Genomic DNA, 15,136 nt, shown 5'->3' on the forward strand with positions numbered 1-15,136 from the left:
AATGATCAATATTCATCATTGCATTAATTAGAGGTAATCTCATGAACTTTTTATTGAAGGAAATAGGTGGCATATTTAAATATATTCAGGATTTATTTGCAGGAGTGCAAAAATTTCTGACACCAGCCAAAGCATATTCATGGCAAACATTTATCTATTTGAGTGTTTTTTCTTGGGGAATATCATATTTTGCCGTAGGGTATATTAGGGATATTATTGCCTTTTGTGGTTGGTTATTTTTATTAGCAGGAACAACTTGGTATACTACGGACGATCCTTTAAGAATTCCCGGAACTTTTATGCCAGTTGGGGCAGTAATCACAGGCTTTTTAGTGAGCGTCTTTGCCTTTGGATACCAGGAGAGTGGATTAACATTTAATACTATAGTCATTTGGCCGACAATAGCCGCCCTAGTTACAGCCATACCTAACTTCTTTGAAGGCAACGGTAGAGGATTGCCAAACGCGAAACTTCCTAAATTGCAAGATCGTCAAAAAGTTGTAGTTTTATTAGCTTGGTGTATGCTAATTAGTTGTTGGCTTCAGTTTTACTTTGTGATAGATAAATGGTTAAAAGAATATCCCAGTTTACGAGCAGATAATTTTCAGAAAAGTGCTTTTGTGATTAGATTAGAACGACCAGCACGAAAGCCAAAAACTGGTGATTTGATCTTAAATAAACTGCAACCCTTAATTAATCAACAACTTGCCAATAAACCTTGGGGTGAAGTAGAAAAATGGTTACTAGAAGCTAATCAGCAACTAGGCAACTTGGGGAAAAGAACGATTAATAGTAATTTAGGTAAATCTCAAGAAAGACTACTATGGCGAGTTGAACCCCGTGTAGTCAATATCAAGTCTGGATATAGGCTAGATATTTTAACAATTTGGGCTGGACCTAGTGCCAACTCTCAAGGATATTACTGGAAAAAATCTTGTTTGATAGAACCATCTAACTCTGGTAAACAAACAGATAATAAAAATACCGTTGCCCGTCTAACTTGCGATCGCACAAGTAAATTTATCATGGGTTCTCCACCAGCACAACAATAAGGAAGAAGTAATTACTATGAATGTAATTAGAACTGTCGTCATGGCTAAGAATGTATTTCAGGAAGTGATCCGCGATCGCATTCTGTACATCATCGGTTTTTATGCTATCATCCTGGCTATTGCCTTCCGTGCCATTCCCGAATTTGCCGGCACCACCAGTAATAAAATATTTTTGGACTTTGGTTTGGCAACAATGAACGTCATTGGTTTAATTGTCGCTATATTTATCGGCACAGGATTAGTTAACAAAGAAATTGAAAAACGCACTATTTTAGTATTAATTGCCAAACCCATCAGCCGCAGTGAATTTATTGCTAGTAAATATTTAGGGTTATCAGCAGTTATCGGTGTACTCATTACTGCAATGACAATAATTTATTTAGGATTCTTACAAGTTGGTCAAGTATCCTATCCAATTACTAGCATTTTTCTGGCTACACTATTCTTATTTTTGCAATTATGTTTAATTACTGCCGTAGCCATTACTTTGGGCGTTTTTACCAGTTCACTGATAGCCACAGCCCTAACATTTGCAGTGTATTTAATGGGGAATGTTACTCAAGATTTAGTGGCATTAGGTAAATTAAGTCAGAATCCTGGTATGGAACGCATTACCCAAAGTTTATATCTAATTTTGCCAGATTTATCTAGATTAGATTTAAAGAATGATGCTGTTTACGGTTTGCAAGCACTACCTGATCCAATCACATTAGTTACCAATGCAGGTTATAGTTTACTTTACAGTTTTATGTTGTTAGCGATCGCCATTATTATTTTCTTAAGACGAGAATTTTAAATAACAAGATCCCCGACTTCTCTAAGAAGTCGGGGATCTGAAAATCTCGACTTTCAAAAATTTTGTTAAAATAATTATTGTCTATGATTCAAAATTCCCCAATAAATACTACTGACAGTCTCATTTATCCCGATATTTATCATCACCAAGTTTCCTCGAATCAGCCTTTGAAACTAGGAATTATGGCTTCTGGCAATGGTAGTAATTTTGAAGTAATTGCCCAAGCTATTGCCGACGGTAAAATTAACGCCCAAATTCAAGTTTTAATTTACAACAATCCTGATGCGAAAGCAGCAGTTAGGGCAGAAAATTGGGGTGTAGAATCTGTATTTTTAAATCATCGGGACTATAAAAATCGTCAAAAATTTGATCATAAAGTTGTCCAAACACTACAGCAGTATGATGTAGAATTTGTGATTATGGCGGGATGGATGCGATTAGTCACACAAGTTTTAATTGACGCTTTTCCTAATCGCATGATTAATATTCATCCCAGTTTATTACCGAGTTTTAAAGGCGTGCAAGCTGTAGAACAGGCTTTAGTCGCTAAAGTCAAAATTACTGGCTGTACTGTACATCTTGTTTCTTTAGAAGTTGACAGTGGCGAAATTTTAATTCAAGCGGCTGTTCCCGTTTTACCAGATGATACATCAGAAACACTACACGCGAGAATTCAAATCCAAGAGCATCGGATTTTACCAATAGCAATTTCTCTATTAAGTTAAAGGGAATAGGTAATTGGTAATTGGTAATTGGTAATAGAGGAAGAGTTTTATTACAACTGACAACTGACAATTGACCACTGACTAATGTTAAAATTCTCAGTGAGAAATTTAGGATATTTTTATGTCAGTTGTAACTAACCCAATCAAATTCGGTACAGATGGTTGGAGGGGTGTGATAGGTGAGGAGTTTACCTTTGAACGTCTGGCATTAGTCGCAACCGTAGCAGCCAAAGTTTTACATAATACTTACTTTTCCCAAGTGGGTAGCCGAACGATTATTGTCGGTTATGACCGCCGATTTATGGCGGAAGAGTTTGCCCGTGTGGTTGCCAATGCCGTCACCGCAGTGGGTTTCGATGTCCTGTTTAGCGAAACCTTTGCCCCAACTCCAGCTTACAGTTGGGCGGCTAAAGAACTCAAGGCTTTAGGGGCATTAGTTGTCACAGCTAGTCATAATCCTGGCGCATATTTAGGATTAAAAGTTAAAAGTGCTTTTGGTGGTTCAGTACCACCGGAAGTTACTCAAGAGATAGAGGCTTTATTATCAGAAAAAGTTGCCCCAGCAGCGATTCCAGGTAAGGAAGAAACCTTTGATCCTTGGCCAAGTTATTGTCAAGCATTAGCCGCTAAAGTTGATATTGACAAAATCAAAGAAGCGATCGCAACTGGCAAGTTAACAATATTTGTGGATGTCATGCACGGGGCAGCGGCTGGGGGATTAGCACGATTATTAGGGGAACAAGTTAAGGAAATTAATAGCGACCGTGATCCTCTATTTGAAGGTGGTGCGCCTGAACCTTTACCAAAGTATCTTTCCCGACTATTTACAGTTATGAAAACCCATCGAGAAACCCATAAAACCGGTTTAACTGTGGGTTTGGTATTTGATGGAGATTGCGATCGCATTGCCGCAGTAGATCAAGATGCTAATTTCCTCAGTTCCCAAATTTTAATTCCCATCTTAATTGACCATTTAACCCTACGGCGCAACTTTCAGGGCGAAATCGTTAAAACTGTGAGTGGTTCGGACTTAATGCCCCGTGTAGCCGCATTACATAACCTTTCTATCCATGAAACGGCAGTAGGTTATAAATACATTGCTGACCGAATGTTAACTACACAGGTATTACTCGGTGGTGAAGAATCTGGTGGCATTGGTTATGGTAGCCATATTCCCGAACGTGATGCTTTATTATCGGCACTTTATGTATTAGAAGCTGTGGTCGAATCCGGGTTGGATTTAGGTGAATATTATCGCTATTTACAACAACAAACTGGTTTTTCATCAGCCTATGATCGGATTGATTTACCTTTAGCAAATATGGAAGTTAGAGGGCGATTATTACAACAGTTACAATCTCAACCTTTAACAGAAATTGCGGGTAAAGAAGTTATTGGTTGTCAAACAATTGATGGTTATAAATTCCGTCTAGCTGATCAAAGTTGGTTAATGATTAGATTTAGCGGCACTGAACCGGTTTTACGTCTTTATTGTGAAGCTGCAACAATGGAGGAAGTTCATCAAACTCTAAATTGGGCAAAAAACTGGGCTGAATCGAATTAATTTATAACTTTAATTCCCAGTCGGTTTTAACCGACTTTAGCTATAAGACAGGGAATTTATTCCCTGGCTATTTGTTTAGCTATCAACTGATGTTTTTGCAGTTTGTGGAGGTTTATCTAAATCTGTTTCTTGTTCTAATAATGGAATTGTCGTTCCCTGCAAATGATGTATTTTTTGATTATTCACATAATCAATGGCTTCTGGTAATTGTTTACCTCCCAGAGAAAATATACCATATCCTTCCTGCCAACTAAATTTTTGTTGTCCGTCACTTAAAGAATGATTATAATGATAAGCGCTACTGCCTTTTAAGGTTTTCACGAATTCAGCGATAGATAATTTAGGAGGAATGGAAACCACTAAATGAATATGGTCTTCAATTCCACCAATGGCATGAATTATACAATATAAATGATCGGCTTTACCAATTAAATAACCATACAATTTTTGTTCTATATCATTGGTTATTAAAGGTTCGCGTTTTTTCGTAGCCCAAATAATATGATAATACAATCTCCACAAAGCCATAATTGATTTTTAAATAATCAGGGGTTTATTTAGACGTTTATTTATCCAGGTAATACATTTATCCAGATTATCCAGATTATCCAGATTATCCAGGGAATAAATTCCCTGTCTGATAGCTAAAGTCGGTTGAAACCGACTAATTTTTAAGATGTTGTTTGGGTATTTTAACAGTTTTTGGTGATGGGTTGGGGAATTTGTGGCGATTTATTTACGAAAAAGCCATAATTAATTTTAAAATAATCAGGGGTTTATTTAGGCGTTTATTTAGCCAGGTAATACATTTATCCAGGGAATAAATTCCCTGTCTAATAGCTCAAGTCGGTTGAAACCGACTAATTTTTAAGATGTTGTTTGGGCATTTTAACAGTTTTTGGTGATGGATTGGGGAATTTGTGGCGATTTATTTACGAAGGGTTATAAATTAATTTCTTCGTCTTAATTCCTAGTCGGTTTTAACCGACTTTCGCTATGAGACGGGGAATTTATTCCTCGGCTATTTATTTAACTGGTTTTGGTGATGAGTTGGGGAATTTTTGGAGGTTGATCTACCAACGCTTATAAATCAATTTCCCCCCTTAATTCCCAGTCGGTTTTAACCGACTTTAACTATAAGACGGGGAATTTATTCCCCGGATAAATTTCCGCTATGAGACGATGAATTTATTCCCCGGATAAATAGCTAAATGAATGGCTGTCTACAACCTTTTTAAGAAATCCATTATTTGTTCATAACTAGCCGTATCTCCTTGATCAAGATATAATTGCGCTGATTGTTTGAAGTTCTCAATTGCTTTTTGTTTGTCTCCAAGTTGATAATAGATAATCCCGCGATTGTAGTAAAATTGAGAAAAATCAGGATTAATAGCAATAGCCTTGTTGAAATCAGCCAGGGCTAATTCCCATTTTTTCTGGTTAACGTAAACAACCCCGCGATTGTAGTAAGATTGAAAAAAATCAGGATTAATAGCAATAGCCTTGTTGAAATCAGCCAGGGCTAATACCCATTTTTTCTGGTCAGAGTAAAGATTCCCGCGATTGTTGTAAGCTTGAGCATAATCAGGATTAATAGCAATAGCTTTGTTATAATCAGCCAGGGCTAATTCCCATTTTTTTTGCTCATCATAAACAACCCCGCGATTGTAGTAAGATTGAAAAAAATCAGGATTAATAGCAATAGCTTTGTTGTAATCAGACAGGGCTAATTCCCATTTTTTCTGGTTATAGTAACCATTCCCTCGATTGATGTAAGCTTGAGCATAATCAGGATTAATAGCAATAGCCTTGTTATAATCAGCCAGAGCTAATTCCCATTTTTTTTGCTCACCGTAAACAACCCCGCGATTAATGTAAGCATCAGCATTATCTGGATTAATAGCAATAGCTTTGTTGTAATCAGACAGGGCTAATTCCCATTTTTTTTGCTCACCGTAAACAACCCCGCGATTGATGTAAGCATCAGCATTATCTGGATTAATAGCAATAGCCTTGCTATAATCAGCCAGAGCTAATTCCCATTTTTTTTGCTCATTGTAAACAACCCCGCGATTGATGTAAGCATCAGCATTATCTGGATTAATAGCAATAGCCTTGCTATAATCAGCCAGAGCTAATTCCCATTTTTTTTGCTCACCGTAAACAACCCCGCGATTGAAGTAAAATACTGCACGGGGACTGAGTTTAATCGCTGCATTTATCGCTACTTCTGCTTCTGCATACCTTTTTAAACTATCTAAAACTGCATACTTCTGATTATACAAATTGGGATTATTAGGCTGGAGTTGAATTGCTTTATTGATAGCTACTAATGCTTTATCCAGTTGTTTTGATTCTGGATAAATTGCACTTAACTTCTTCCAAGCATGAACAAAATCAGGTTTAGAGTTCACTGCTTGCTGTAATGCAGCTATAGCCTCTGGATATTTTCCACTCGAAGCTAACGTCAAACCTTTGCCATAATAAGCTAAGTGAATAAACTTTGGTTTCTGCTTAATCGCTTCCTCAAAAGCCTGTATTGCTTCTGAAGGACGACGTAACCGCCAAAGTTGATTTCCTCGTTCTAACCATTGACTGGCGGTAGTATTTCCTTTGTCAACATCTACTGATAATCTCGCTGTTTTAATAGAATCAGCTTTTTGTTTATTTAGTTCGGGTGGTGGGGTGGTTTCTACTTTTTGTGCTTGTGTATTCAGTCGGGTTGCTATTGCTAAAAAGGTACTCACAGGAATACCCAAACTATTACCTAATTGGATTGTCCCGCCACTACTACTATTATTATCAATAGCAGCTTCTCCTTCAGTCCTGCCATGAATACCAATTACCCGCCCTTGGGAGTCTAATACAGGTCCCCCACTCATACCTCCAAATGTGATACTACTATAAACTAATTCATATCCTCCTGTTAAGGAAATTGCGGCTTGTGTTGTACCATAACTATTGTTATTAAAGTCTGATTGGGTAGTTTGGAATAATCCTTGTTCTTTACTAAAAATCTGTCCTAATGTGAACCGCCAAGGTGATTTATCTCCTAATTTGGGATAACCCGCAGTGAACATATATTCATCATCTTTCGGGTCATATTTGGCTAAAGTGGCAACTTGATAATTTTCCTGGCTTCTAAATTTAACTACCGCTAAATCTACCCCTTCTTCTAATTTAATACTGCTTTTCTCCACAGCATATTGTTTTTCATTTGGGGCGAGGATTTGATAATTAAATCCTCCACAGGGTTTTGTTGCGTCTTCCCTTTCACAGAGAACATGAGCCGCAGTTAAAACGGTGTAAATATCCCCTTCTTTAGCAATAATTACCCCTGAACCATTAGCCCCGCTACTACTATCAATTCTGACAGTAATTTGTTGAGCTTTTTGTTCTAAATCTTTTAACCAGCCTGTTAATTTTCCTTGTGATATTCCCTGTTTTTCATCTGGTTGAGGTAAAGCATAAGCAGTCAGCATATCTGGTGTTACTTGAGCTAGAAGAGTTTTAATAGGTATTCCCCAACTCAGTTTTCGCAGTTCTTGAATTTCTGTATCTGTGGGGCGTTTTCCGTCTGCATAAATATAGCCAGAATTTAACACAGGATAAGCACTTTTACCATTAATTCCCAGAAGATAGCCTCGACTATCAATAATTGCACCGCCACTCATTCCCTGTTCAATATCGCTGCTATAGCCAATTTCATATCCTTCTTTTAAACTTGGTTGAGAAATTATTTGTTGTACTTTTCCAGTTCTAAAAGCTATTTCACCTTTGCTGCTAGAATATCCGGTGGCTAAAACTTCTGTATCTTTATTAATATCGAAACTAGCAATTTCTTTAGGTAAACAATATATTTGATTAGAGGTGAATTGCAAGACGGCTAAATCTAAGTTACCAAAATTAGTATGAGGAAGAATTTGGGCTGAATAGGTTTTACCGTCAGGTGTTTTAACTTGAATTTTATTAACTCCCAGAAGTACATGAGAGTTGGTTACAACTAAATAAGAGTTTCCCTTTTTAGCAAACATTGTTCCTGAACCACCGTTATTATCACCAATTACTCTGATTGTAATTTGTTTAGCAATATTTTGGAGTTGTTGTGGTGAATATTCTCCAGTCTCACCGTTTTCTGGTTCTATATTGCAGGTGGTTGGTGTAACTGTTTGAGCTAAGAAATGAGGAGGATTTGCTAATGTCAATGAAGGGAAAGATAGGAATAATAAGGAGGAAATGATAGCAACTTTGCGGTTCATGGTATTTGTTGATTGGTAGATGATTTGTAGTTAGTCAGTAGTTCAGTAGTCATTCATTTAGCCATTTAGCCATTTAGCCAGGGAATAAATTCCCTGTCTGATAGCTAAAGTCGGTTAAAACCGACTAATTGGTAAGATGTTGTTTGGGCATCTTATCAGATTTTGGTAATGGGTTGGGGAATTTATAGATGTTTATCTACAAATAGTTGTCAATCAATTTCCGTCCTTAATTCCCAGTCGGTTTTAACCGACTTAGGCTATAAGACGGGGAATTAATTCCCCGGATAAATGACTAGGCTATAAGAGGATGTTTGAAAAGTGGTATTCCGTAATTTTCATCACATTGCTACCCCCCTTTCCCCTTGTAAAGGGGGGAAACAATAAAAATCCAGTTCCCTCCCCTTTACAAGGGGAGGGTTAGGGTGGGGTAAAAAATATTTGATACATCAACCATAACTTTTCAAACACCCTCTAAGACGGGAAATTTATTCCCCGGATAAATGACTCGGCTCGGCTATTTTATCGCCTATTTTTCCACATTAACAACGGGTGCATTCTGCAAATAATTACCCACATTGACATACGTTTTACCTCCTGTACTTTGTAGAATTTCTTTTGAACTTGTCCCCACGGCTATATTAACAAGTTGTTTTAAAACTAATTCAGGATCACTACCAGTTTTTAGCTGAAATAATTGATTGTTTCCATTGCAAGTTTCTTCATTACTTTTCACAGCACAAATCACAGAAATACCATTATTTATTTTACCTGTTTTTAAGTAATTCAAAAGACCTGCTTCCTGAAAATTCTTGAATTTTTTAGATACTTCTTGGCAACGTTTTTGGGGACTCCAGCCACTTTTTTCAAAATACTGAGATTTCCAACCAATAAACCGGACATGAGCTTGACGTTCGGGAATCCAAGCAACTGTAGCCGGAATTTTTTCCCCACTGGCTGAATCAAATACTTCCTGACAGAAGAAAGTCACTTGATTTGGTTGATTTGCAGAAGAATTATCTTGACTAAAACCAGGAAATGTGCTGACGCTTAATGTTAAAGCTGTTAATCCCAATGCAGTGCAGAATGATTGTAATTTCATGATTTTTGAGTCCTTGATTAAAAAATTGATGTTGATTGTCAAAATGTAGTCAAAATGTAGGTTGGGTAGAGCGATAGCGAAACCCAACAAGGTTAGAACTTTATCGTTTATGAATGTTGGGTTTCCTTTGTCAACCCAACCTACTGTTGGACAGTTGCGCGTAAACTATAACTACCAGTTTCCTCCCTTTGTGAAGATTTGGCAACTATTAAATAAATGCCATCTGCTGGTAAAGTGGTGACAATTTCAGCATTAAAATTACCTGCTCCTTTGTCATCATTTTCAGCAACTTTTTCCAACTCTTTTCCGTTAGCAGATTCTATCACCTGAGCTAAAGTTAAAAATGAATTAATCTTCTGACTATTCATCTCAATCACAACTTTTTGTCCTGCTTTACCTGAAAATGTATAATAATCAGGACTGCCATTTAAAGTACCATTAATCACTTGACCATCAAGTGCAATAGTTTCTACAGATTTTTCTTTTGGTTCATCTAAAGTTGATACGGGAGAAACTTTTTTTTGTCTAATATCTGCTAAAAAAGATTTGACTTTTTCCCCCGGTTGAGAAAGGTTAATTCCAGTTCCCCCTGGTGTCCGACCAATGGGATTACCTTCACTATCGAGAACAAAAGATGTAGCCACGCTGGTATTGACACCAATAACTTCCCCTTTGGAGTTTAATAATGGTCCGCCAGAGTTTCCCAGATTCAAAGTTGCAGTATGTTGAATAATTCCATCTGGACGAATGCGGCTAATATTTCCTTGAGTGCAGGTATCACGGTTATCAGCATCAAGAGGACTACCAATAGCAAATACTTGATAACCCACTTTTGCTGTCCCAGGACGAGCTAAATTCAGATGTGGTAAATTTTTGCGATTTTGGATTTTTAAAGCCGCTAAATCCACGCCACCCCTCGCAAAACCGATCACATCGGCGGGTACTTGCTTACCATCTCGAAACGCCACGGTGACAACGCTAGGACCACCATCAACTACATGAGCATTGGTAATAATTAAACCATCCTGACTGACCAGAAAACCGCTACCATGTCCATTACCATTTTTAACGGTGACAACAGCAGCGCCTCCTTTAGTGCAAACTTGATTTGCTATGTCCCCCTCTGGTAACGCCAAGACGCTGTTATTGCTAGTCATACCCATGAGGTTAAACATAGAAAACAGCGTCAAAATACCATATCGGTACGATAGATGCTTCATATTAGTTGTGTTCCCTGGTAACATTACACCCAATCCAATGCTGTATAAATTTCAAGCGTAGCATTGCTTGTGACAGCAACTTAGTGATTAGACGTAAGTAGCAAATATTTTGTTTCTATGGAAATCCAGTAGCTATTTATTTCGAGGATTTTTCGGCTCAAATTTCAAATATGTTCCTCCCAATCCTTCTACAATTATTCTTGTATTAGCAGTCATCATTTTCTGATAGGTTTCTCCGTCACTTCCTGGTTCACCTAGTCCGTCAATATAAAGTGGTTTTTGAGAAACTCTGACTTTCGCTGCTGTCGCTACAGGTGCGAGTAAATTGGAATTGGTATTTGTATCTGCAAAAATTGTTGGTACTTTAGCTTTTTGAATATCCTTAGCCAAATTTCTGACTTCTGTATCTGTCAATTTTCCCATATTTTTAACATTACCTAAATTGACTGAATAGGGAATATCATAAGCTTTGACATAATAAATCATTGCTGAATTTGTTGTAATTAATTTTCGATTTTTATCGGGAATACTAGCTAGTCTTACTTTAATCCAATTATTGATTTGATTGATTTCTTGGGTGATTATTTTTGTATTTTTATTATAGATTTTCTTATTTTTTGGTACTAGTTTAATTAAACTACTATTAATTATCTCTACCATTTTGATAGTATTATTTGGATTATGCCAAACATGAGGTTCAACAATTTGTTTACCGGTTTTTCCAATTTTGATGAAATTTACACCTATAGTTTTAGCAACGGCAATTTTTGATTTAGGCTTTTTGATCTCTTCAATAATTTTAATTAACCCTGGTTCAAAGTTATAACCATGATATAATACTAAACCAGCATTTTTAATGGCTTGATTATCTTCTGGTACGGGTTTATAATTTATAGGATTTATCCCAGGAGGAATTAAACAAATCAGATTAATTGTATCTCCAGCAACTTGTTTTGTTAAATCGCAAATTACGCTATTAGTTGCTACGACAAAGGGCAAATTATTATTAATATTATTATTGGTGGTATTATATGTTGTACTAATAGTTTTATTTCCACATCCAAATAAACCTACCATTACACCTAGAATGATAGTTTTCAATAAATGTGAAGATAGTTTTTTTTCTAACATAATTGATTGTAATTGATGAATATATTAAAAAGTCCAGAAATAATTATATAAAGTAATAAAGACACAGACTTGCTGTGTCTTGTAAAACATTTATTGTTCTAATTTCTTAAATTCCCACCATAGGTAATTTACCTTGTAATTTTTGTAAATTAGCTTGAACACAACTAGTGCAACTACAACCAGTTTGTTCGATTACAGAGTGTGTGATGCTATTTATTTGCGGTGTAACTACTATATCAAGATTGGCTTGAGTAGATGTCACCACAATCATTTGCACAGCAGGTGTAGGTTTGAAATTGGAAGCGTGTGCTGGGTTAACTACCAATAGCAGAGATGCGAAAAACATAGGAAAAGCCAGTAAAATCAGTTTGACTATTTTCATAATTCACACATAAACCATAAACGTCATTAGTCAATTATCAGAGGATTTTCCTACCAGTCAATACTTCTCGCACTTCCAGCATGGCTGAATAGGTGGGGAGAATGTGTAAAGTTTCATTTGCTGGTGTATGCTCTAGAGCAGTAGCGATCGCTTGCTGCAAATTTGGCTCTACAATCAGATTGATGTCACTGTCCAGAGATTCCTGACTATAACGTAGACGTAAAGCCATATCATACACGCGATCGCCACTCACAATCAACGTTCCACCCCTTGTTACCAACTTTTCTGTATCCACATCCCAAATCCATGATACATCAGTACCATCTGGGGTTCTGTCATTCAACACCAATAAAGTAGTTTTATCGGTACTTTGAGTGACGACACGAATAGTTTCATTTGTTCCTACAGGGTTTTTTGATAATAGAATCCGCACCCGTTTACCGTCAATTACTAAATCTTCTGCACGACCAAAAGCAGCTTGAAAATTATTAATTCCATCCCTAATATTAACCTCATCAACTCCTAATGCTTGCGCTGCTGTAGCTGCTGCCAAAGTATTATATTTGTTATATAAACCCACGAGAATTTGTGACCATTCCTGACTTAATAAAGCAGGTTTACTTTTAGTAAAACCACAACTAGGACAAGTAAAATCTCCCAAATGGGACAAATAAACCCCTTGATAATCTAAAGCATGACCACATCTAGGACAATAAATAGAATCAACAGCATGAGGAATAGCTTCTAAATAATTCTCAGGCTCATTTAAACCAAAGAATAAAACCTTTTGGGGTAACTGTTGACCCAAATAGGATAAAGTCGGATCATCAGCATTGGGAATAACTACCGTTGTTGTTGGTAAAGTAGCAATCACCTGAGTCCACCGCTTACTAATACTATCCACTTCCCCATATCTATCCAACTGGTCACGGAACAGATTCAAACAGAGAATAATTCGCGGTTGTAATGGTTTTAAAACCTTGGGAACTATATTTTCATCAACCTCCAAAATTGCATAATCTACATTCAGATTTCCCAGCAAACTAGCATTGTCTATTAAAGCCGTCGCTAACCCATTTTCTAAATTTGCACCAGTAGAATTATGGGCAACACAGAAACCATTCCGTTCTAAAATAGTACATAACAGTAATGCCGTAGTAGTTTTACCATTCGTCCCCGCAATGAGAATTACCCCATTTTTAACCTGCTGACTCAATAACTCCAAAATCCGAGGTTCTATCCGTCGCGCAATCGAACCGGGTAAAACACTAGCAGCACCAAGACGCAATGACCGCACCAAAAACGTCACACTTTTAGCCATTGATACCGCAAAACCCAAGCGGAGTCTATCTATAACCTTTATTTTCTTACCCACAGTCATGATTTATAAATAACCTATAATTGCCAAAAGAATTTTAACCCTTAATCCCAATTTTATGTGAAGTTGCACAGAATCATGAAATCCATAAATCCATCCGTCTTTATCTGCGTTTATCTGCGGTCAATTATTCTGGAAATTTTATTCTAGGGAATTTCATCTTAGAGGGTGTTTTAAAAGTATTAGATGAAACCGATAATCTCCAGAAACCTAACCCCCCTTCCCTACGTTAGCGCAGCGTGCCGAAGGCTGGGAATGGGGGTTTCAAAGCCTCTCCCCGCATCGGGGAGAGATTTGGAGAGGGGTTTATTTATACATTAAAAACTTTTCAAACATCCTCTTAACTTGGTATAAGTTTAACTAATTAGAAAAGATAGCATCAAAAGGAGTATAGTCTAACAATACCTTGTCCAAATCGAAAAAAGTCTTGATTTCTAGTAGTTCGTCAAATTTATTTTGACGGGTAATGATCGGAAAAAACTTCTGTTCTTGCCTCCCCTGCCCCCCCTGCCTCTCTTCTCCCCCTGCTTGCCTTCACCCGTCATTTTCGGGTTGACAGACTACTAGTGGTCTGTCAAGCTTAAAATTGTCTGTATCCAATTTTGGGAATCTTTGATTTAGGAACTGATTAAACACAAAAACAAAATTGACAGACCACTAGGTTGGGCTGTTCGCGCAAGCGTGCCGCAAGGCACAGGAGAAGTGTGTGGAGTATGTCACCATCAGTTCAGCACAAACTCACAAAAAATAGTAGCAAAGACAAGGTTTCTGTTAATGAATAGCATAAAGTGGCTTTTTTCACAAACTCAAATAATTACTAATTGGAAACGGTTAGTGTCGAAATGCTTGCTGCTGCTTGTTTGCCTATTCGTAATTAGTATGCAGCCAGCATTAGCAGGTATTAAAGATGACCGATATGATGGCAATATTTTTGTAATTTATGCTGGTAATGGTTCTCTCGTTCCCCCCAAAGAAACTCTAGCACAGACATTAGCAGAACATAAACCAGCAATAGTGACATTCTACACTGATGACAGTAGCGATTGCAAAAAATATGCGCCGGTTGTTTCCGAGATGCAAGCATTCTATGGTCGCGCCACAGAAATCATTCCTGTCAGCGTTGATACTCTTTTAGCGGACAATACCTATCAACCCACAGAAGCGGGATATTACTATGGAGGAAGTGTTCCTCAAGTTGTAGTTTTTGACCAGTCAGGTAAGGTAATCTTGAACAAAAAAGGTCAAGTACCTTTTGAGGAAATAGACGACAAATTGAGAGAAATATTTGACTTATTACCCCGCACTGAGTCAGTCGAGTTAAAACGACGTTCACCAAGAGAATTCAGCAGTCAGTTAGAAGACCAATAGAATAGCTTAAGTCATACCCCATACCTCGTTCCCAGTCTCTGACTGGTAATGCTGTCACAGAGACTCTGCCTCTATTATTATGGAAGGCAGAGCCTTCTGAATTCATTCCCATACAGAGTATGGGAACGAGAAAAGCATAAGTCATACATCATACCTCGTTCC

General features: G+C 37.3%; 12 protein-coding genes. 5 read left to right on the forward strand and 7 right to left on the reverse strand.

All coding sequences use genetic code 11. The features are described from left to right. Positions 1–41 precede the first annotated feature (41 nt). From fraD to AA650_RS24805, 4 genes are all read left to right on the forward strand, one after another. Positions 42–1,052: a septal junction protein FraD gene (fraD, locus tag AA650_RS24790; protein ID WP_053541051.1), complete on the forward strand. Its 1,011-nt coding sequence runs from the start codon at positions 42–44 to the stop codon at positions 1,050–1,052. Between the two features lie 16 nt (positions 1,053–1,068). Beyond that, the gene (locus tag AA650_RS24795) at positions 1,069–1,848 is read left to right on the forward strand and encodes an ABC transporter permease (protein ID WP_053541052.1); all 780 of its coding nucleotides are present in this window, start codon (positions 1,069–1,071) and stop codon (positions 1,846–1,848) included. Between the two features lie 83 nt (positions 1,849–1,931). Then, positions 1,932–2,573, forward strand: coding sequence for a phosphoribosylglycinamide formyltransferase (gene purN / locus AA650_RS24800; protein ID WP_053541053.1), 642 nt, complete (start codon positions 1,932–1,934; stop codon positions 2,571–2,573). A 121-nt stretch (positions 2,574–2,694) separates the two neighbouring features. After that, the gene (locus AA650_RS24805) at positions 2,695–4,137 is read left to right on the forward strand and encodes a phosphoglucomutase/phosphomannomutase family protein (protein ID WP_053541054.1); all 1,443 of its coding nucleotides are present in this window, start codon (positions 2,695–2,697) and stop codon (positions 4,135–4,137) included. Positions 4,138–4,212: 75 nt separating this feature from the next. Here AA650_RS24805 and tnpA read toward each other — a convergent pair whose 3' ends face one another. The 7 genes from tnpA to AA650_RS24840 all read right to left on the reverse strand — a co-directional run bounded on the left by tnpA (position 4,213) and on the right by AA650_RS24840 (position 13,609). Further along, on the reverse strand, positions 4,213–4,665 hold the full coding sequence (gene tnpA, locus AA650_RS24810) for an IS200/IS605 family transposase (protein ID WP_053541055.1): 453 nt from the start codon (positions 4,663–4,665) through the stop codon (positions 4,213–4,215). A gap of 695 nt (positions 4,666–5,360) precedes the next feature. Next, positions 5,361–8,396 carry a serine protease gene (locus tag AA650_RS24815; RefSeq protein WP_053541056.1) on the reverse strand — a complete coding sequence of 1,012 codons (3,036 nt, stop codon included), beginning with the start codon at positions 8,394–8,396 and terminating at the stop codon, positions 5,361–5,363. 526 nt (positions 8,397–8,922) lie between these two features. Further along, positions 8,923–9,495: a COP23 domain-containing protein gene (locus tag AA650_RS24820; protein WP_053541057.1), complete on the reverse strand. Its 573-nt coding sequence runs from the start codon at positions 9,493–9,495 to the stop codon at positions 8,923–8,925. A gap of 140 nt (positions 9,496–9,635) precedes the next feature. Next, positions 9,636–10,715, reverse strand: a complete 1,080-nt coding sequence (locus AA650_RS24825) for a S1C family serine protease (protein ID WP_234413257.1) — start codon at positions 10,713–10,715, stop codon at positions 9,636–9,638. 132 nt (positions 10,716–10,847) lie between these two features. Next, complete coding sequence (locus AA650_RS24830) at positions 10,848–11,846, reverse strand: metal ABC transporter solute-binding protein, Zn/Mn family (RefSeq protein WP_081424329.1); 999 nt, start codon at positions 11,844–11,846, stop codon at positions 10,848–10,850. Positions 11,847–11,952: 106 nt separating this feature from the next. After that, positions 11,953–12,228 carry a hypothetical protein gene (locus AA650_RS24835; protein WP_053541060.1) on the reverse strand — a complete coding sequence of 92 codons (276 nt, stop codon included), beginning with the start codon at positions 12,226–12,228 and terminating at the stop codon, positions 11,953–11,955. A 37-nt stretch (positions 12,229–12,265) separates the two neighbouring features. Next, complete coding sequence (locus AA650_RS24840) at positions 12,266–13,609, reverse strand: Mur ligase family protein (protein WP_053541061.1); 1,344 nt, start codon at positions 13,607–13,609, stop codon at positions 12,266–12,268. Between the two features lie 771 nt (positions 13,610–14,380). On the opposite strand from AA650_RS24840, the gene AA650_RS24845 reads away from it, so the two are divergent. Beyond that, positions 14,381–14,974, forward strand: a complete 594-nt coding sequence (locus AA650_RS24845) for a thylakoid membrane photosystem I accumulation factor (RefSeq protein WP_039205242.1) — start codon at positions 14,381–14,383, stop codon at positions 14,972–14,974. The last annotated feature ends 162 nt before the right edge of the window (positions 14,975–15,136 follow it).

Source organism: Anabaena sp. WA102, from assembly GCF_001277295.1.
In the GTDB taxonomy this organism is placed as follows: Bacteria; Cyanobacteriota; Cyanobacteriia; order Cyanobacteriales; family Nostocaceae; genus Dolichospermum; species Dolichospermum heterosporum.